This window comes from Luteimonas sp. A478 (assembly GCF_054052025.1).
In genome coordinates this window covers 79,652-97,284 of record NZ_JBSVRF010000006.1, presented here as the reverse complement: position 1 = coordinate 97,284, position 17,633 = coordinate 79,652, and the positions used below count along the sequence as shown (strand labels likewise).

General features: G+C 68.5%; 16 protein-coding genes. 7 read left to right on the top strand and 9 right to left on the bottom strand.

Annotated features, from left to right (window positions below):
- The first annotated feature begins 67 nt into the window (after positions 1 to 67).
- Entirely contained in the window at positions 68 to 1,093 is a 1,026-nt protein-coding gene (locus ACW7G3_RS12225; RefSeq protein ID WP_456983147.1) for a homoserine dehydrogenase, read from the top strand.
- 30 nt (positions 1,094 to 1,123) lie between these two features.
- Here the strand turns inward: ACW7G3_RS12225 and ACW7G3_RS12220 are convergent, their stop codons facing one another.
- A complete protein-coding gene (locus ACW7G3_RS12220) occupies positions 1,124 to 2,506 on the bottom strand; it encodes an L-serine ammonia-lyase (protein WP_456983032.1) in 1,383 nt (460 codons plus the stop codon).
- A 43-nt stretch (positions 2,507 to 2,549) separates the two neighbouring features.
- On the opposite strand from ACW7G3_RS12220, the gene ACW7G3_RS12215 reads away from it, so the two are divergent.
- The gene (locus tag ACW7G3_RS12215) at positions 2,550 to 2,798 is read left to right on the top strand and encodes a glutaredoxin family protein (protein ID WP_456983146.1); all 249 of its coding nucleotides are present in this window, start codon (positions 2,550 to 2,552) and stop codon (positions 2,796 to 2,798) included.
- A gap of 44 nt (positions 2,799 to 2,842) precedes the next feature.
- Here the strand turns inward: ACW7G3_RS12215 and ACW7G3_RS12210 are convergent, their stop codons facing one another.
- From ACW7G3_RS12210 to ACW7G3_RS12200, 3 genes are read right to left on the bottom strand one after another with little or no spacing between them, the layout of a single operon-like run.
- On the bottom strand, positions 2,843 to 3,391 hold the full coding sequence (locus ACW7G3_RS12210) for a YceI family protein (RefSeq protein ID WP_456983031.1): 549 nt from the start codon (positions 3,389 to 3,391) through the stop codon (positions 2,843 to 2,845).
- Positions 3,384 to 3,974 carry a cytochrome b gene (locus tag ACW7G3_RS12205; RefSeq protein WP_456975061.1) on the bottom strand — a complete coding sequence of 197 codons (591 nt, stop codon included), beginning with the start codon at positions 3,972 to 3,974 and terminating at the stop codon, positions 3,384 to 3,386. Before ACW7G3_RS12205 ends, ACW7G3_RS12210 begins: the two co-directional genes overlap by 8 nt.
- Positions 3,971 to 4,588: a YceI family protein gene (locus ACW7G3_RS12200; protein WP_456983145.1), complete on the bottom strand. Its 618-nt coding sequence runs from the start codon at positions 4,586 to 4,588 to the stop codon at positions 3,971 to 3,973. Before ACW7G3_RS12200 ends, ACW7G3_RS12205 begins: the two co-directional genes overlap by 4 nt.
- 82 nt (positions 4,589 to 4,670) lie before the next feature.
- Here ACW7G3_RS12200 and ACW7G3_RS12195 point away from each other — a divergent pair, with 82 nt between their 5' ends.
- Together ACW7G3_RS12195 and ACW7G3_RS12190 are read left to right on the top strand one after the other, a co-directional pair.
- Positions 4,671 to 8,249 carry an ATP-binding protein gene (locus ACW7G3_RS12195; RefSeq protein WP_456983030.1) on the top strand — a complete coding sequence of 1,193 codons (3,579 nt, stop codon included), beginning with the start codon at positions 4,671 to 4,673 and terminating at the stop codon, positions 8,247 to 8,249.
- Positions 8,250 to 8,328: 79 nt separating this feature from the next.
- On the top strand, positions 8,329 to 11,850 hold the full coding sequence (locus ACW7G3_RS12190) for an ATP-binding protein (protein ID WP_456983028.1): 3,522 nt from the start codon (positions 8,329 to 8,331) through the stop codon (positions 11,848 to 11,850).
- Between the two features lie 101 nt (positions 11,851 to 11,951).
- Here ACW7G3_RS12190 and hemE read toward each other — a convergent pair whose 3' ends face one another.
- From hemE to ACW7G3_RS12170, 4 genes are read right to left on the bottom strand one after another with little or no spacing between them, the layout of a single operon-like run.
- Positions 11,952 to 13,025 (bottom strand): uroporphyrinogen decarboxylase, encoded by a 1,074-nt coding sequence (gene hemE / locus ACW7G3_RS12185; RefSeq protein WP_456983027.1) that lies wholly within the window; start codon positions 13,023 to 13,025, stop codon positions 11,952 to 11,954.
- A 28-nt stretch (positions 13,026 to 13,053) separates the two neighbouring features.
- Positions 13,054 to 13,311 carry a WGR domain-containing protein gene (locus ACW7G3_RS12180; RefSeq protein WP_456975053.1) on the bottom strand — a complete coding sequence of 86 codons (258 nt, stop codon included), beginning with the start codon at positions 13,309 to 13,311 and terminating at the stop codon, positions 13,054 to 13,056.
- 57 nt (positions 13,312 to 13,368) lie between these two features.
- Complete coding sequence (aroB, locus tag ACW7G3_RS12175) at positions 13,369 to 14,469, bottom strand: 3-dehydroquinate synthase (protein WP_456983026.1); 1,101 nt, start codon at positions 14,467 to 14,469, stop codon at positions 13,369 to 13,371.
- The gene (locus tag ACW7G3_RS12170) at positions 14,466 to 15,035 is read right to left on the bottom strand and encodes a shikimate kinase (RefSeq protein WP_456983024.1); all 570 of its coding nucleotides are present in this window, start codon (positions 15,033 to 15,035) and stop codon (positions 14,466 to 14,468) included. Before ACW7G3_RS12170 ends, aroB begins: the two co-directional genes overlap by 4 nt.
- A gap of 129 nt (positions 15,036 to 15,164) precedes the next feature.
- Between ACW7G3_RS12170 and ACW7G3_RS12165 the strand changes: the two genes are divergently transcribed.
- Positions 15,165 to 15,368, top strand: coding sequence for a dodecin family protein (locus ACW7G3_RS12165; protein ID WP_456983022.1), 204 nt, complete (start codon positions 15,165 to 15,167; stop codon positions 15,366 to 15,368).
- Positions 15,369 to 15,382: 14 nt separating this feature from the next.
- On the opposite strand, the gene ACW7G3_RS12160 is transcribed toward ACW7G3_RS12165, so the two are convergent.
- Positions 15,383 to 16,201: a kinase gene (locus tag ACW7G3_RS12160; protein WP_456983021.1), complete on the bottom strand. Its 819-nt coding sequence runs from the start codon at positions 16,199 to 16,201 to the stop codon at positions 15,383 to 15,385.
- A gap of 17 nt (positions 16,202 to 16,218) precedes the next feature.
- On the opposite strand from ACW7G3_RS12160, the gene pdxH reads away from it, so the two are divergent.
- Both pdxH and ACW7G3_RS12150 read left to right on the top strand, forming a co-directional pair.
- Positions 16,219 to 16,821: a pyridoxamine 5'-phosphate oxidase gene (pdxH, locus tag ACW7G3_RS12155; protein ID WP_456983019.1), complete on the top strand. Its 603-nt coding sequence runs from the start codon at positions 16,219 to 16,221 to the stop codon at positions 16,819 to 16,821.
- Positions 16,818 to 17,624: a cobalamin-binding protein gene (locus ACW7G3_RS12150; protein WP_456983017.1), complete on the top strand. Its 807-nt coding sequence runs from the start codon at positions 16,818 to 16,820 to the stop codon at positions 17,622 to 17,624. The genes pdxH and ACW7G3_RS12150 overlap by 4 nt, the downstream gene beginning before the upstream one ends.
- The last annotated feature ends 9 nt before the right edge of the window (positions 17,625 to 17,633 follow it).

Sequence of the window (17,633 nt, the reverse complement as noted above, 5' to 3'; positions counted from 1 at the left end):
CGCGGTGGTCCCGCTGGCGCGGACGGGCCGCGCCAGGCGCCATCCGGCCCCGGCGCCGCGGCTGGCATTGCTTGGTACGGGAACCGTGGGCGCTGCGCTTGTTGCCCGCTGGGACCGGCTGCGACACCAGGGCGTCCCGTTGCCGGACATCGCCTGGCTGTGCAATTCGCGCGCGCTGGTTCCAGGTGGTGAGGATCCGCTGCAGGCGCTGGAAGACATCCGGGCCGCGCCTGCGGGTACGGGAGGATGGGCGCCGTGGGTGGAGGCGGAAAGCCTGCGGCCGGGCGACGTGATGGTGGATGCCACCGCCAGTGATGTCGTCGCCGGCTGGCATGCCGAATGGCTGGCGCGTGGCGTGCACGTGGTTACGGCCAACAAGCTGGGCGCAGGGGCGGACCTGGCCCGGGCGCAGGCAATTGCTGCCGCCCGCAGCGGCTATGGGGCCGCCTACGGGGACAGCGCAACAGTCGGCGCGGGGCTGCCGGTGCTGCGTTCCATCCGCGAACTGGCGGCCGGGGGCGACCGGATCCACGCCGTGGAAGGCGTGCTGTCGGGGTCGTTGGCCTGGCTGTTTGACCGCTACGACGGTACGCGCCCGTTCTCGCAGCTGGTGCGCGAGGCGCGGGACGGCGGCTACACCGAGCCTGATCCGCGCTTGGATCTGTCCGGAGAGGACGTGCGCCGCAAGCTGTTGATCCTGGCGCGCGCGGCCGGATTGCCGCTGCAGGCGCACGAGGTACGGGTTGAGTCCCTGTTGTCCGATGCGCTGGTTGCGGCGACGGGGCCGGAGGTGGATGGCCTGCTGCCCACCCTGGACGAGTCGTTGGCCACAATGCTGCGTGCAGCGCACAGCGCGGACGCGAAACTGCGCTTCATTGGTCGGGTGGATGCGGAAGGAGCGACGGTGGGATTGCGCGAACTGCCCGCCAGCCATCCGCTGTGTGCTGGCGGGGGCACCGACAACCTTGTGGCGATCACCAGCTGCCGCTATCGCGACCAGCCGTTGGTGATCCGGGGGCCGGGCGCCGGTGGCGCGGTCACCGCGGCCGCGCTGCTGGATGATGTGTTGCGGATCGTGCGTCGCCCGTCCTGATCGGCGAACCGCACCGGAACATCCGCGCGGTCAGCACTCGATGACGTTGACCGCCAGTCCGCCGCGCGAGGTTTCCTTGTACTTGTCCTTCATGTCCAGCCCGGTCTCGCGCATGGTCTTGATCACCTTGTCCAGGCTGACCTTGTGCGTGCCGTCGCCGCGGAAGGCAATGCGCGAGGCGTTGATCGCCTTGACCGACCCCATGGCGTTGCGCTCGATGCACGGGATCTGCACCAGGCCGCCGATCGGGTCGCAGGTCAGGCCGAGGTTGTGCTCCATGCCGATCTCGGCCGCGTTCTCGATCTGGATCGGGGTGCCGCCCAGCGCTGCGGTCAGCCCGGCGGCAGCCATTGAACAGGCCACGCCCACCTCTCCCTGGCAGCCGACCTCAGCGCCGGAGATGGAGGCGTTTTCCTTGTAGAGGATGCCAACCGCGGCGGCGGTGAGCAGGAAGTCGAACACGCCCTGTTCGTTCGCGCCGGGGCAGAAGCGGTCGTAGTAGTGCAGCACCGCGGGGATGATCCCGGCCGCGCCGTTGGTGGGAGCGGTCACCACGCGTCCACCGGCGGCGTTTTCCTCGTTGACCGCCAGCGCGTACAGGTTGACCCAGTCCAGCGTGGTCAGCGGGTCGCGCAGTGCGGCCTCGGGACGGGCCGAGAGTTCGGCGTACATGGCCGAGGCGCGGCGGGTGACATTGAGGCCGCCGGGCAGGGTGCCGCCCTGCTGGATTCCGCGCTGCACGCACGACTGCATGGCAGCCCACAGTTCGCGCAGACCGTCGCGGATCTCGTCTTCAGTGCGCCAGCACTGCTCGTTCTCGAACATCATCTGTGCAATCGACAGCCCGGTTTCCCGGGCCCGCGCCAGCAGCTCGTCACCGCTGGAGAACGGGTGCGGCACCGCGGTGGTGTCGGCAACGATGCGGTCTTCGGCCGCTTCGTCCTGGTTGACCACGAAACCGCCGCCGACCGAGTAGTAATCGCGGCTGGCAATCTCGTTGCCCTGGGCGTCATAGGCAGCAAAGCGCATGCCGTTGGTGTGGTAAGGCAGCTTCTGCCGCTTGTTCATCAGCAGGTCGCGCTTTTCCTCGAACGCGATCTCGTGGCGACCTGCCAGCTGGATCCGGGACTCGCTGCGGATCCGCTCGGTTGCCGGGGTGATGATGTCCGGGTCGATCAGGTTCGGCATGTGGCCTTCCAGGCCCATCATGACCGCCTTGTCGGTCCCGTGGCCGCGGCCGGTGAGGGCCAGCGAGCCGAATACCTCGGCGCGCACGCGGGCCACGTCATCCAGCCGGCCGGCCTGGACCAGCCAGCGGTCGACGAAGCGCGCGGCTGCACGCATCGGCCCGACGGTATGGGAGGAACTCGGCCCGACGCCGATCTTGTAAAGGTCGAATGTGCTGACTGCCATGCGGCTATTCTACGCGGCCCCGCAGGCTATTTCCGGTGGCCCGATGCAGCAGTCCGTTCCAGTCCTGGTCCTGTACCAGCGTGATGAGTGTCCCCTGTGCGATGAGGCGCTGCATGTGCTGGCGCAGGCGCGCGCGCCGGATTTCGAAACCGTGTGGATCGATGATGATCCGGCGCTCGAGGCGCGGTACGGGATCCGGGTGCCGGTGCTGCGCAGCGGCCCTGACGGGCGGGAACTTGATTGGCCGTTCGACGCAGACGCCGTCAGGGCATTCATTGCAGCCGGGCGGTAGCGCGGCGGGATTTCACCCGCGCGGCGGCCTGGGCTGGCTGGCGATCAGCGGGCTGGGCGGAATACCACGCGGGTGCTGATGGCGATTTCCGCAGGGATTACCGAGGTATCCGCCCACATGCCGTCGCCGATGCCGAAAGCCAGGCGCTCCACCGTGGCCCGGCCGGAGAGCGTCGGATGCTCGCCGTCCTGCCAGGTAAAGGTGAGGGTGACCGGCTGGCTGGTGCCGCGCAGTTCAAGCCTGCCATCGGCCGCGTAGCGTCCGTCCTCAAGCGCACGGAACCCTTCGGCAATGTAGCGGGCCCGCGCATAGCGCTTGATGTCGAAGAAGGCGGGGCCGCGCATCTCCCCGTCGTAATCGGGATTGCCGGTGGTCACGCCCGACATGGGGATGTCCACTTCCAGCCGGCCCGCCGCCGGGTCGGCGGGATCAAAGCGCAGCCGGGTCTGGAAACCCGGGAAGTGGCCATTGAAAACTTCGCCCTGGTAGGTGCCGGCAAACACCAGGCTCGATCCTGGGGCTTGGGCCCAGTCGGTAGCGGCCGCCGGAAGGGCGCACAGCGCCAGGGCGATCAGCAGCATGGAGCTACGCATTCGGATTTTTCTCGTCGAGCGGGTCGGGGGAATGCAGCCAGCCACGCGGAAGCATGCGCGCCAACGTGGGATGACCTGCGATGAGGTGATGATGGAGGGCCGCAGCCGCGTGCACCAGGGTGACCGCAACCAGCAGCCAGAACAGCCACAGGTGCAGGTTGCCGGCAAATTCGCGCAGCGCCGGATCCGCGCTGGCAATGGCAGGCAGGTTGAACAGGCCGAACCACTGCATCGGAAAACCGGCGGCCGAATTGAACAGCCAGCCGCTGAGCGGGATCGCGAACAGCAGCGCGTACAGCAACCGGTGTGAGAGCCGAGCGGCTGCCTGCTGCCAGCCCGGCACGTCTGCCAGCGCTGCCGGGGCGCCGGCATACAGACGCCAGCACAGCCGCAACGTCGCCAGGGCAAGGATGGTCAGGCCGATCGACTTGTGCAGCGCGTAAAGGCGGATCTTGTCGGGACTGTTGGGCAGGGAAGCCATCACTATGCCCAGCGGACCCTGAAGCAGGATCAGAAGGGCCACCAGCCAGTGGAGTGCCTGACTCACGCCGCCCCATCGTTCGCGGGTGTTTTTCAGACTCATGGCAATGCCTCTTCTTCGGTAAAGGTGGCGTCCGGTGCGTGCACCGCTTCCACTTCGATCCGCAGCTCGACCAGGTCGCCGATCACGCCCGGCCAGGCGCTGATGCCGAAGTCGGCGCGGCTGAGCATGCCCACTGCGGAGAATCCGGCGGTGCGCCGGAACGGCGGCATCGGGTGGCGCTTGAGCGCGTTCAACGTGGCCTCAAGGGTGACCGGCCGCGTCACGCCGCGCAGGGTCAGCTCGCCGTGGATACGTGCCCGGGTGTCGCTGAGCGGTTCCACGCTGCGGGAGGTGAATACCGCCTCCGGGTGTGTCCCCGCATCCAGCAGCCCCGATGCCAGGGCGGCGCGGTTCCAGTCCGCATTACCAAGGTCCAGCCGCTGCAGCGGGACCCGGGCCTCCAGGCGCGCGCTCTCCCAGTCGTCCGGATCAAACCGCAGGGTGCCGGTGCTGCCGGAAACGGTGGCCAGGGCACGCGAGAAACCCGCGTGATCGACCGCCACCATCACCCGCGTGTGCACCGGATCCAGTGCGTAGGTGCGCACTTGTCCGGCTGCATTCCCGGCGGCGCCGAGCAGCGTGCAGAGTGCGAACGCCAATAGCGTCGGGAGTATTTGCGCCCAGCCTCCGGCTTGCACAGCCCGCGCGACGTTGCGAGGATGCCGGGACACCGGAAGGTGAGGGGATGCAGGGAGCATGTTGCGCAAGGTAGCGATCATCGGGCTGCTTGTCATGGCGCTCGCCCCGGGGAGTGGCAGCGCCAGTCCGGCCGGAAATCCGAGATTACGTCAGCTTACGGTGGCGGACGGCCTGCCTTCCAACGGGGTGCGGGCGCTGGCCGAGGACCACAGCGGGCATCTCTGGATCGGTACGGGGGACGGCCTGGCGCGCTATGACGGCGTCACCTTCCGGGTCTGGCGCAAGGAAGACGGTCTGCCGGACAACGAGATATCCGGCCTGTACGTGGATGCGCGGAGCCGGCTCTGGGTCGCCACCAGCGGCGGCTTGGCGGTACTGGACCGGGCCCGTAATGACTTCCGCCATTACACCAGCGATAGCGTGCCGGAGCTGGAGAGCGACATCATCTGGAGCGTCACTGGTACCCCGGATGGCGCGATCTGGTTCGGCACCGCGACTTCAGGGCTGTACCGGCTCGATCCGGGCGGCGGCGTGCGCCGCTTCCTGCCCGATGCCGATGACCCGCGCAGCCTGCCGTCAACCGGCGTGCCGATTCTGGTCACCGATGACGAGGGAACGCTCTGGGTGGGGACCCGGGACGGGCTGGTGCGCTGGACCGGTCGGGGTTTCGAGGCGGTGCCCGGAGTGCCGCCCGGAGCGACGCTGCTGGGGGTGACGCCGGCGGCGGACGGACGCGTCTGGGTTGGTCTGCCGCAGGGCTTGGGCGTGCTGGAGCCGGGTGGCGGACTTTCGGGTGCGCCGCCGTGGTCCGAGCACGTAGCTACCGGGCGGCTCTACCAGATGCTGCTGCACGACCGCAGCGGGATGTACTGGATCGACGCCAGCGGCGGCCTGGCCGTGGCCGGCGATTCGTGGATCAGCCCGGTCCGCACTTACAGCGACCTGCACCAGGGTGTAGTGACCCCGGACTGGTCGACGGCGTACGAAGATCACGAGGGTGGGCTGTGGCTGGGCAGCGTGGATTCCGGGCTGTGGTACCTGCCGCCTACCTGGCGCCAGTTCCAAGTGCTGCTGCACGGCGAGGATGATGCTCCGCAATCGCTGGCCAATGTGGACGTGACCGCGGTCGCGCCGTCAGCGGACGGATCCATGTGGCTGGTTGGAAACAGCGGCGTTCTTGAACGGCTGGACCCGGCGACCGGTGCGGTGGAGCGTGTTTTCCACGCGGAAGGTGACTATGTGCCCGACCGCCTGCTTGAAGATGATGCGGGCAACGTGTGGCTCTGTTTCCACGGGGGACTGGCCCGGTACGAGCCCGGGACCGGCCTGATGCGCTTATGGCAGGCCGATGACGCGCTGGATCCAGCGCCTTCCGATGAGTGCCAGGCCGTGGTGCAGGCCACTGGAGGGCTGATGTGGAACGTGTCCGCCTACCACGGCCTGCAGGCGCGGGACCGCGACGGCACGCTGCAGGAAACGGTTTTGCCTGGCGATGGACGTGGATTGGCACCGGGCCTGCGGCTGGAACATGCCGAGCGGGCCCCCGATGGAGGGCTGTGGGTCTCGGGAGAACAGGGCCTGTTGATGTGGAACTCGGGCACGCGCGGTTTCGAGCCCGTGCCGGGGGCGCCGGATCGGTCCACGGGAGCCTTTACCCTGCAAGGGCGGGGCCGGGTATGGCTCACCAGGTCCGGCGTGCTGGAGTCCTACCGTTGGGACGGCGCCAAGCTGGTGCTGGAGTCGCGGCTGGGGCCGGAGGACGGCATGCCGGACCTCGCCTTTGGCGGCCTGACGGTGGATGTGGAGGGCGTGGTCTGGCTCAGCAGTGCCCGCGGGCTGGTGCGGGTGGAGCCGGAGCGGCGGATGGTGCACGTGTTCGGCGTCAGTCACGGTTTGCCGGCACAGGATATGACCACCGCCCCGGTGCCGGGCCCCGCTGATGGCCGCATCCACTTTGCCACCGGGGCCGGGCTGGTGATCTTCGATCCGGATCAGGTGCGGCCGGATGACACCATGCCGGACCTGGCCATCAAGGCGATCGAGGTGCGCGGACGCGATGGCGTACGGCAGCTCGAACTGGACCAGCCATTGCGGCTGGGCTACCGCGATCATGAAATGCGGGTGCATGCGCGCGTGGCCGGATTCAATTCCGCCCGCTACAACCGCTACCGGTTTTTCCTGCATGGCTACGACAGCGGTTGGGTGGAGGCCGGGGCCGCCGGCGAGCGCGTGTTCCCGGCGCTCGATCCGGGCCGCTATCGGCTGGAGGTGATGGGCAGGACCCCGTTGAGCCCCTGGTCCGAACCGACCAGCTTCATGCTGGAGGTCGCTGCCCCCTGGTGGTGGACGCGACAGGCCCGGGGCGCCTACGTGATCGCGGCCCTGCTGCTCGGCGGCTGGGCGGTGCATACGGTGCGCCTGAGGGTGCGACGACGGATGGCGTGGCAGCGGACGAAACATGAGCACGAGCTGGCCCGGCAGGCGTCTGACGCCAAGACCCGGTTCCTGGCCACGCTGGGGCACGAGGTGCGAACGCCCATGACCGGCGTGCTGGGAATGAGCGAGCTGCTGCTCAAGACCCGGCTGGATACGCGCCAGCGTGGATACACCGAGGCGATCCACCGGGCCGGCGGGCACCTGATGCGCCTGGTCAACGATGCGCTGGACCTTGCGCGGATCGAAGCGGGCAGGCTGGAACTTGACCTTCAGCCGTTCAATCCGCGCGCGCTGGTGGAGGAAGTGGGCGCGCTGATGGCGCCACTGGCCCGGCAGCGCGGACTGGATTACAGGGCGCTGGTGGCCGCGGACGTTCCGCCGGGTTTGCTTGGGGACGAGGTGCGGATCCGCCAGATCCTGTTGAACCTGGTGGGCAACGCGATCAAGTTCACCGAGGTGGGCCGGGTGGAGTTGGCGATGCAGTCGGCGGAAGCGGGAGGTGTCCGCTTCACCGTGTCCGATACCGGGCCGGGATTGAACGAGGAGCAGCGCAAGCGCCTGTTCCAGCGCTTTGAACAGGCCGAGGGCGCGCACACCGCATCGCGTTATGGCGGCAGTGGACTGGGACTGGCGATCAGCCAGGAGCTGGCCGCGGAGATGGGTGGGGAAATCACCGTGGACAGCACGCCGGGGACGGGCTCGAGCTTCGTGGTGACGCTGCCGCTGCCAACCGCCGAGGCTCCGCCACCGGCATGCGTGGACCAGGCGCCGCCGTTGCAGGCGCCGGCCGCGGGCGTCCGGGTGCTGCTGGTCGAGGACGATCCCACCGTGGCTGAAGTCATTTCCGCTCTGCTGGCAGCCCACGGCTATGTGCCGACCCATGTGGCCCATGGCCTGGCGGCACTGACCGAAGTGCGGCGCCAGGATTACGCGCTGGCGCTGCTTGACCTGGACCTGCCCGGGATCGACGGCATCGCGCTTGCACGCCAGCTGCGTGCCCAGGGCTGGCGCGGACCGCTGGTAGCCATCACCGCCCGCGCCGATGGCGCGGTGGAGCAGGTCGTGCACGAAGCGGGATTTGATGCTTTCCTGCGCAAGCCGGTCAGCGGTGCCGTGCTGGCCGCACGGATCGGGAAGGTGCTGGACCAGGCGCATCGGCATGACGGCGTGTCGGTGACAGCGTGTCGGCCTGACCCGTGAAAGATGTCTGCCACACCGGGGGCGCGCTACCCTTGGCGCGCGCAATGAACAGGGGGCGGCCAGGGGGGGCCGGATGATGATGACGATCAAGAGGTGGCTGCTGGCGTCGCTGATGCTGGCGATGCTGGTGGTGCCATCCGCCCACGGTGCCTCCGAGCTGCCGCGGCCCAGGCAGCTGTCCGTGGCCGATGGGCTGCCCAGCAATCGCGTCTCCGGCATGGTCGAGGACAAGGCCGGATATCTGTGGTTGAGCACGGTCGACGGACTGGCCCGCTACGACGGCACCGGGTTCCAGGTATGGAGGATGGAAGACGGCCTGCCTGACGCCTTGCTGTGGTCGATCGACATCGATTCCAGCGGAGTGATCTGGCTGGGGAGCGCCCTGGCCGGGCTCATCCGTTACGACCCGCTCAGCGACAGCTTCTCGGTCCCTGCGGGGGTCGGGGCTGCCGATATCGAAGGCAAGCAGGTGTGGTCGGTCGCCGTGGATGCCGACGACAGCGTGTGGTTCGGCACCGCCGGCGGTGGACTGTACCGGCGTGATGTGGAAGGCCGGGTCGAGCGATTCGTGCCCGTGGAAGGTGATGAGCGCAGCCTGCCTTCCGAGGCGGTCAATGCGGTCCGCATCGCGCCCGACGGATCGGTGTGGGTGGGCACGCGCAACGGGGTCGCGCGCTGGACCGGAACGGACTTTGAGCGCTTGCCCAGGTCCGCCCTGCCTGATGAGAGGGTCAATGGCCTGTCCTTCGGCAGCGACGGAACGATGTGGGTCGGAACCGCCGCGGGCCTGGCCGTGCGCCGCCCTGACGGCACGGTCGAGCAGGTGGCCTGGGGAAAGGACGTCGAGCGCAACGTGATCGAGGTGTTGCTGCAGGACAGCCGCGGCAACTTCTGGCTGGACATCCGCGCCGGCCTCGGGTTTGCCGACGGCGCAGGCGGGCCGGTGGGCGTTGTTGCCCTGTACAGCGATGCGACGCGCGACGAAGTGCGTCCCTACTGGGCCGGGGCGCATGAGGATCGGGAAGGCGGCGTCTGGCTGATCAGCGGCAGTCATGCGCTTTGGTACGTGCCTGCCGCATGGCGCAGGTTCGTCATCCATTCGCGTCGCATCGGCGATCCGCAGACGCTGGGCAACGCCGCGGTGCGCGGAATGGCCCCGGCCAGACGTGGGGGCATGTGGCTGGTGGGCAGCAGCGGCGTGCTGGATCGCTTCGAGCCCACCACCGGCAGGGTGGAGCGGCTGATGGAAGATGTCGGTCAGGGCGTCGTTCTCACCCAGGTGTTCGAGGACAGCCGCGGCCACGTCTGGGTGGGCTACCCGGCGGGCCTGGCACGCATCGATCCGGCCACCCGGGCGGTACAGCGCTGGGGTGTCGAGCAGGCGCAGGATTCAATGTCGAGCCGGCTGGAGCCACGTGGATTCATCGAGGTGGATGAACGGCTGTGGCTGCTCATCGGCCACTCCCACCTGCAGCTGCGCGAACTGGATGGGCGCGTGGTGGATGCTTTCGCCACGGGTGACGGGTCCGGGCTGGATGAGGGCGAGAGTATCTACTATCTGGTGGTCGGACCCGATGCCCGTCCCTGGTTGGGAACAAGCCGCGGCCTGCGCCGCCTGACCGAGGACGGCAGCGGCTGGGAGCCGGTGCCCGGGTCAGATGGGACGATTGCCGAGGCAGTGGCCGTGGACGGAGATACGGTGTGGGCCAGCGGTGTGGGGCGGCTGGACGGGTGGCGTTGGGACGGCGTCCAGTTGCAACAGGCACTTTCCCTGTCGGCGCAGGACGGCATGCCGATGGTGGCTTTCAACGGGATGGCTGTTGCCGATGACGGGTCGCTGTGGTTGGGCAGCACGCGCGGCCTGATCCGGGTGAATCCGGAAACCGGAACGGTGCGGACCTGGGCGGTAGGTGACGGCCTGCCCAGCCAGGACGTGCGGCACTCGCCGGCGCGGGACCCGCACAGCGGGCTGATCCTTGCAGGCACCCCGGACGGGCTGGTGGTATTTGATCCGACCTTGCTGGAACGGGTCGGGCGTACTCCGAACCTGGTGATTTCCACGGCCCAGGTGCGGGGCCAGCCCGCGTTCGTACCGGATGGCCCGTTCGAGCTCCGGCACAGTGACCGGGATCTGCGGGTGGTGGCGCGACTGCTGTCATTCCGCAATCCCTCGGCCAATCTGTACCGGTTCCGCCTGGTGGGCTATGACGATGGCTGGGTGGACGCTGGCGCGGTGGGGGAGCGCGTGTTCTCGCAGTTGCCGGTCGGCGATTGGCGGCTGGAGGTGGCGGCCCGCAACGCCGACGGATTGTGGTCGGAAGTGCGCACCCTGCACTTCCGGGTGACCCCGCCGTGGTGGCGTACATCGGGGGCGATGCTGCTGTTCGCACTGTGCGCGCTGGCCCTGGTCTGGTGGCTGGCGCATGCGTACCGCCAGCGCCTCAAGCGTCGCCATGCCTGGCAGCTGGCCGAGCAGAAGCGCGATCTCGCCGAGCAGGCGTCGCTGGCCAAGTCACGCTTCCTGGCCACGCTGGGCCACGAGGTGCGTACCCCGATGACCGGCGTGCTCGGCATGAGCGAACTGCTGCTGGGGACAGAGCTCGAGAGCCGGCAGCGCCGGTACACCGAATCCATCCGCACGGCCGGCGACCACCTGCTGCGGCTGCTGGACGATGCCCTGGACCTGGCCCGGATCGAGGCCGGGAAGCTGCATCTGGAGCGTCAGCCCTTCGACTTGCGCAAACTGCTGCAGGAAGCCGCCGGGCTCACTGCCCCGATCGCGGAGGAGCGCGGGCTCGAATTCCGCCAGCGGATCGCTGATGACCTTCCGCAATGGGTGCTCGGAGACGTGGTGCGGGTGCGCCAGATCCTGCTTAACCTGCTGGGCAACGCGGTCAAGTTCACCGAGCGCGGTCACGTCGAACTGCGCGCCGAGCGCGGTGACGATGACATGGTGCGATTCGTGGTGATCGATACCGGACCGGGACTCAACGCGGACCAGCGCGAGCGCCTGTTCCGGCGCTTCGAACAGGCCGAAGGCCCGCAACACACTGCCCGCTATGGCGGCAGCGGACTGGGCCTGGCGATCTGCCAGGAGCTGTCCGCGGGCATGGGCGGCCGGATCATGGTGGACAGCGGGTTGGGCCGAGGCACCCGGTTTGACGTGGAGTTGCCGCTGCCGGCAACCCGTCCGGTCAGCTCGGTGACGGCCACGACGCCCAGTTCGCAGACGTCACCGCTTGCGCTGCTGCTGGTGGAAGACGACCCGACGGTGGCCGAGGTCATCGGCGGCCTGCTGCGCGGCCAGGGCCATTCGGTCACCCATGCCGCCCATGGCCTGGCCGCGCTCGCTGCGCTGGCGGCAAACACTCCGGACGCCGCGATGCTGGATCTGGACCTGCCCGGCCTGGACGGCTTTGCGCTGGCCCGTCAGCTTCGTGCCCAGGGGTTTGCCGGGACCCTGATTGCATTGACCGCCCGCGCGGACGGCGAAGTCGAAGCACAGGCGATGGAAGCCGGTTTTGACCGGTTCGTACGCAAGCCCGTGACCGGCACGATCCTGGCCGGAGCGCTGGCAGGAGTGGAGCCGTCCGCCGATTGACGGGAAGGACCCTCCTTCAGCGACCAGAAAAAAGGCGGGCCAGCGCAAAACGCTGACCCGCCCTGTTCACTGGTAGCGGCCCAAGGCCGGCACGGACCCGCTCAGCGGGCGCTGTAGCTGTGTACTTCGTCGACCAGCACCGCCACGTGATCCGGATTCATGTCCGGTGACATGCCGTGACCGAGGTTGAATACGTGGCCTTCGCGCGAGCCGCCGTTGCCGTCACGGTAGCTGTCCAGCGCGCGGCGGACTTCCGCACGCACGGCGTCGGGCGATCCGTACAGCGTGGCGGGGTCGAGGTTGCCCTGCAGCGCCACCTTGCCGCCGGTGATCCGCGCCGCGTCACCCAGGTCGATCAGCCAGTCCACGCCAACGCCTTCGGCGCCGGTATCGGCCAGTTCGCCCAGATAGGCCGCATTGCCCCGGCCGAACACGATCAGCGGGGTGCGGTCGGCTCCTTCGCCCCGATCCAGCTCGTGCGCGATGCGGGTGAGGTAGGGCAGGGAGAATTCGCGGTACATGCGCGGTGACAGGATCCCGCCCCAGGTGTCGAATACCTGCAGCGCCTGGGCGCCGGCGGCCCGCTGGGCGGCCAGGTACTGGATCACAGCCTGTGTGGTGACCTCCAGCAGCGCGTGCAGTGCCTTCGGATCGTTGTGGGCCATGGCCTTGATGATGGCGAAGTTCTTGCTGCCGCTGCCTTCGACCATGTAGCAGGCCAGGGTCCAGGGGCTGCCGGAGAAGCCGATCAGCGGGACCTTGCCGTCGAGCTCGCGGCGGATCACCCGGATCGCTTCCATCACATAGCCCAGGTCGCTTTCCATGTCGGGCACGCCGAGCTTGGCGATGGATGCCGCGTCGCGCAGTGGCCGCTCGAACTTGGGACCTTCCCCGTCCACGAAATACAGGCCCAGGCCCATGGCGTCGGGAATGGTGAGGATGTCGGAAAACAGGATGGCCGCATCCAGGGGGAAGCGGCGCAGCGGCTGCAGGGTGACTTCGCAGGCCAGCTCCGGGTTCGTCGCCAGGGCCATGAAGCTGCCGGCCTGGGCGCGGGTGGCGCGGTACTCGGGCAGGTAGCGGCCCGCCTGGCGCATCAGCCAGACCGGGGTGCGGTCCACGGGTTCACGGCGCAGTGCGCGGAGGAAACGATCGTTCTGTGGGGTCTGGGACAAGGTTCTGGCCTCTGGAATGATGCGATGCTCAGCCGCGTGGGGTGTCCGCGCCGCGCGCGAACATGAGCTGATAACCGCGCTTGAGCTGCTGGTCGCGGGCCTGTTCCAGCGCCGCGACCGCTTCGCCCTGATTGAGGAACTGCTGGCGGCGGACGGTGCTGCGACCGCCGATCTGGCCGGTTTCGCGCACCAGGGTCCAGGCTCCAAGCAGGTCCGGCTGCAGCATCAGCTGCACGAACCTTGGAGATTCGGTGCCCTCGGGGCGTTGTTGCAGGAGCAGGCGCATCTGTCAATTGTAAGGCTTGCGGCCGTTACAGACGCCAACGCGGCCGCTCTGACAGCCTCAGTGGTCCGGTTCGCGCAGGGTGGCGAGCACGGCCTGCTCGGGCACGTCACCCTGGATCCGCGCGCGCCCCGCACCTTCCCAGACGATGAAGCGCAGCCCGCTGCTCTGCGCCTTCTTGTCCAGGCGCATCAGCGCCAGCAGTCGCTCCGGCTCCAGGTCGGGCGGCACGGCTGTCGGAAGCCCGAACCGTTGCAGCAGCGCGAGCAGGCGTTCGCTATCGGCGGCTGGGGCCAGGCCGAGGCGTTCCGACAGCCGCGCAGCCAGGACCATTCCCACCGCCACCGCCTCACCGTGATTGAGGCCGCCGTAGCCCTGGGCGGTCTCGATGGCGTGGGCGAAGGTGTGGCCGAAGTTGAGCAGGGCGCGTTCCCCCTGCTCGAAAGGATCGCGCTCAACGATTGCGGCCTTGTGCGCGCAGCTGCGGGCAATGGCCTCGGCAAGCAATGCCTGATCCCCAGCCATCAGCGCGGCGGCGTGGCCCTGGAGCCAATTCAGGAAGGGGGCATCGACAATGGCGCCGTACTTCACCACTTCGGCCAGACCTGCGCGCAGTTCGCGCGGGGGCAGGGTGGCCAGGGTGGACGTATCGGCCAGCACCGCACGCGGCGGGTGGAAAGCGCCAACCAGGTTCTTGCCCTGCGGCAAGTCGACGGCGGTCTTGCCGCCGACGGAGGAGTCGACCATCGCCAGCAGGCTGGTGGGCAGCTGCACGCAGTCGATGCCGCGCATCCAGCATGCAGCCGCGAAGCCCGCCAGGTCGCCGATCACACCGCCGCCCAGGGCGAACACGCAGGCGTCGCGGCGCGCGCCCTGCGCGGCCAGGGCATCAATCACCAGGCTGAAGGACTCCAGGGTCTTGGAAGCTTCGCCCGATGGCAGGATCAGACGGGCTACGGAAAGTCCCGGCAGTGCGTCGCCAAGAGCGGCCTCAACCCGGTCCGCGTACAGCGGGGCCACCACATCGTCGCTGACCAGCAGCACCTGCCTCCCGCGCAGATGTCCAGCCAAGGCCGGGCCATCGGCCAGCAGGCCCGCGGCGATATGGATGGAATAGGGGGCCGCGCCTGCGACCTGGACCGTGTGGGTGGGTACGTTCATGCAGACCTGGATCCCCGTGGTGCGTCAGAAGCTGCGGCCCTGCGCTGCCAGTGCTGTTCAAGCAGGCCCGCAAGCCGCGCCGCGGCAGTGCCGGCGGCTGCGCTGCCGGTGTCGAATTCCAGATCGGCCACTTCCCGGTACAGCGCTCCGCGTTCGCCGGCCAGCCGTTGCAGCACCGCCTTCCGGTCCCCGCTGGCCAGCAGCGGCCGGCTGCGGTCCCGCCCCAGGCGCTGCAGCTGGCCCGCCACGCTGACCATCAGGTACACCACGTAGCCGCGCTCGCGCATCAGCGAGCGGTTGCGCCCATCGAGGACCGACCCGCCGCCGGTGGCCAACACCCGGCCCGAGCCAGCGAGCACATCGACAAGCGCGGCGTGCTCGCGCACCCGGAAGCCAGATTCTCCCTCGCAGTCGAAGATCATGCGCACGCTGGCGCCGGTACGGTGCTCGATCTCACGGTCCAGGTCCACGAACTCCAGGCCGAAACCGCGCGCCAGGCAGCGGCCGATCGAGGATTTTCCTGCGCCCATCGGGCCGACCAGGATGAGGTTGGAAGCCGGGTTCATGCAGCGATGCTAACAGCGCCCAGCGCCGGAGCTCGCTGCGCCTCAGCTTTCGCGCCGGGCTTACAGATGGACGGGCATGCTTGATCATTCCGGTCGTCCGGCCGGTTGGCAACCCAGAGGGAGTCGATCATGTCCGTTGCGAAAGTCATCGAGCTGAGCGCGTCTTCGCCCACCAGCGTTGAAGATGCCGTCAAGCGTGGCCTGGCCAAGGCCAGTGAGTCGGTCAAGGGGATCCAGGGTGCATGGGTGAACGAGGTGAAGGCAGTCTGCGGTGAAGGCGGCGACATCACCGAATGGCGGGTCAACCTGCGCATCACCTTTGTGGTTGAGTAGCTAAGCGCGGGTGATCATTCCGGCCAGGCGGGGCGGCGGCGTGCATCCAGCCGCACCGTCAGGTCGGCGATCGCAGGCAGGGTGCGCAGTGCCTGCCGGCTGACGCGTTCGAAGTGGTGGACGAAACGTTCGAGTGCTGCGCGATCCATCCCGCGCCGCTGCGGATCGGCTTGGCTCAGTGTCTGCTCCTGCTGCCAGCGCCAATCCGGTACCACCTCGAACCCGGGCGGCTGCAGGAACAGCAGGCGGTCGATTCTGCGCCACAGCGACGGATAGTCGCAGGCCAGCGCCTGGTTGCACCAGCGGCGCCAGCGTCCGTCCGGATCCTCGTCGCGCTCCAGCGTATTGATTGGCGTGGCCAGCGCTTCCTCCGCTTCGGGAGGCGTGGCCAGGAACCAGCCTTCCAGCACCACCAGATCGGCCTGGCCCAGTGTCGGCCATTGTTCGCAGGGCAGGCGTCGATCGCTCGCTTTGTCGAAACGTGGCAGGCGGACGGTGCCCCTGCGCCGCAGTGCGTCCAGAGTGCCTGCGGCAAAGCTGATGTCGTGGGTGCCGGGTGGCCCGCGCGTGGCCAGCAGCGGGTGTACCTGCCGGGCCAGGTGCTGCCGCTCATCCAGATCAAGATAGAAGTCATCGATCGAGACGCTGGCCAGGCGCAGGCCGCGGTCGGCCGCGGCGCCTGCCAGCTGGGCGGCCAGGGTGGATTTGCCGCTGCCCTGCAGGCCGCTGATGCCATAGACCCGGGCTCCGTGCGCCAGCGCGTCATCCAGGACGCGCGTGACGAAATCCCGGTCGAAGGCGTGAACGTGGCTCGGGTGCATGGGCGGGGCCATCGCGCCACAATAGCCGAATGGATGACAACGCCCTGTACCTGGAAGCCCTGGCCACATTCGGCCTGTTGTTCAGCGAGGCCGAGACGGCTGGCGAGCCCGACCGCACGGCCATGGTGGTGGCCAGCGCCGAGGCCAATGGCCTGCCGACCGCGCGCATGGTGTTGCTGAAGGCGCACGACGCGCGCGGCTTCGTGTTCTACACCCACCTGGATGGCCGCAAGGGCCGCGCGCTGCAGGACAACCCGCGCGCTGCGCTGTTGTTCCACTGGCCACGGGTGCGCGCGGGCGTGCAGGTGCGGATCGAAGGCGAGGTGTCGATCGTTGACGATGCAGAGGCCGACGCTTACTTCGCCTCACGCGCACGTGGCAGCCAGTTGGGCGCCTGGGCGTCGGAGCAATCGGAAACGCTGGACTCCCAAGAGACCTTTGAGCGGCGGATGGCCGCGCGGGAGCAGGAATTTGAAGGCCGCGCGGTGCCGCGCCCGCCACGCTGGGGCGGCTTCCGTGTGCATCCGGCCAGGATCGAGTTCTGGTACGGCGCGCAATACCGGCTGCACGAACGTCAACTTTACGAGCGCGGCACAGATGGCGTCTGGACGCGCCGGATGCTGTTTCCATGAGCCGCCCCGTCGGGCCCCGGCGCATTGTCTGCCTGACCGAGGAGCCCACCGAGACGCTGTATGCGCTGGGCGAGCAGGACCGGATCGTCGGCATCAGCGGCTTCACCGTGCGCCCGCCCCGGGCGCGGAAGGAGAAGCCGAAGGTCAGCGCCTTCACCAGCGCCAAGGTGGGCGAGATCCTCAAGCTGAAACCCGATCTCGCGATTGGCTTTTCCGATATCCAGGCCGATATCGCCGCCGAGCTGATACGCAGCGGGGTGGAGGTCTGGATCGCGAACCACCGCAGCGTGGCGGAGATCATCGATTACATCCGCCGCCTGGGGGCGATGGTCGGAGTGGCGGAGCGCGCCAATGTGTATGCCGACGGGCTGCAGCAGGGCCTCGAGGCCATTGAACGTGAGGCGGCGATGCTGCCGCGCCGGCCGAAGGTGTATTTCGAAGAATGGGATGACCCGCTGATCACCGGTATCCGCTGGGTCTCCGAGCTGGTCGGGATCGCCGGGGGCGACGACATCTTTCCCGAGCGTGCGCTTGAGCCGCTGGCGCGCGGCCGGATCCTGGCGGATCCGGAGGAAGTGGTGCGCAGGGCGCCGGATATCATCCTGGGCTCCTGGTGCGGCAAGAAATTTCGCCCGGAGAAGGTCGCGGCGCGCCCCGGATGGGACGCGATCCCCGCGGTACGCGACGGCGAGCTGCACGAGATCAAATCCCCGCTGATCCTGCAGCCGGGGCCGGCGGCGCTGACCGACGGTGTACGTGAGCTGGCCCGGATCATCCACGCCTGGGGCGTCAACCAGCGATAGAAGTCCAGC

Excerpts from the sequence above, each read along its gene's own strand:
- ACW7G3_RS12220 (WP_456983032.1), bottom strand. The coding sequence starts at position 2,506 with ATGGCAGTCAGCACATTCGACCTTTACAAGATCGGCGTCGGGCCGAGT.
- ACW7G3_RS12215 (WP_456983146.1), top strand. The coding sequence starts at position 2,550 with ATGCAGCAGTCCGTTCCAGTCCTGGTCCTGTACCAGCGTGATGAGTGT.
- ACW7G3_RS12210 (WP_456983031.1), bottom strand. The coding sequence starts at position 3,391 with ATGCGTAGCTCCATGCTGCTGATCGCCCTGGCGCTGTGCGCCCTTCCG.
- ACW7G3_RS12205 (WP_456975061.1), bottom strand. The coding sequence starts at position 3,974 with ATGAGTCTGAAAAACACCCGCGAACGATGGGGCGGCGTGAGTCAGGCA.
- ACW7G3_RS12195 (WP_456983030.1), top strand. The coding sequence starts at position 4,671 with ATGTTGCGCAAGGTAGCGATCATCGGGCTGCTTGTCATGGCGCTCGCC.
- ACW7G3_RS12190 (WP_456983028.1), top strand. The coding sequence starts at position 8,329 with ATGACGATCAAGAGGTGGCTGCTGGCGTCGCTGATGCTGGCGATGCTG.
- ACW7G3_RS12180 (WP_456975053.1), bottom strand. The coding sequence starts at position 13,311 with ATGCGCCTGCTCCTGCAACAACGCCCCGAGGGCACCGAATCTCCAAGG.
- aroB (WP_456983026.1), bottom strand. The coding sequence starts at position 14,469 with ATGAACGTACCCACCCACACGGTCCAGGTCGCAGGCGCGGCCCCCTAT.
- ACW7G3_RS12170 (WP_456983024.1), bottom strand. The coding sequence starts at position 15,035 with ATGAACCCGGCTTCCAACCTCATCCTGGTCGGCCCGATGGGCGCAGGA.
- ACW7G3_RS12165 (WP_456983022.1), top strand. The coding sequence starts at position 15,165 with ATGTCCGTTGCGAAAGTCATCGAGCTGAGCGCGTCTTCGCCCACCAGC.
- ACW7G3_RS12160 (WP_456983021.1), bottom strand. The coding sequence starts at position 16,201 with ATGGCCCCGCCCATGCACCCGAGCCACGTTCACGCCTTCGACCGGGAT.
- pdxH (WP_456983019.1), top strand. The coding sequence starts at position 16,219 with ATGGATGACAACGCCCTGTACCTGGAAGCCCTGGCCACATTCGGCCTG.
- ACW7G3_RS12150 (WP_456983017.1), top strand. The coding sequence starts at position 16,818 with ATGAGCCGCCCCGTCGGGCCCCGGCGCATTGTCTGCCTGACCGAGGAG.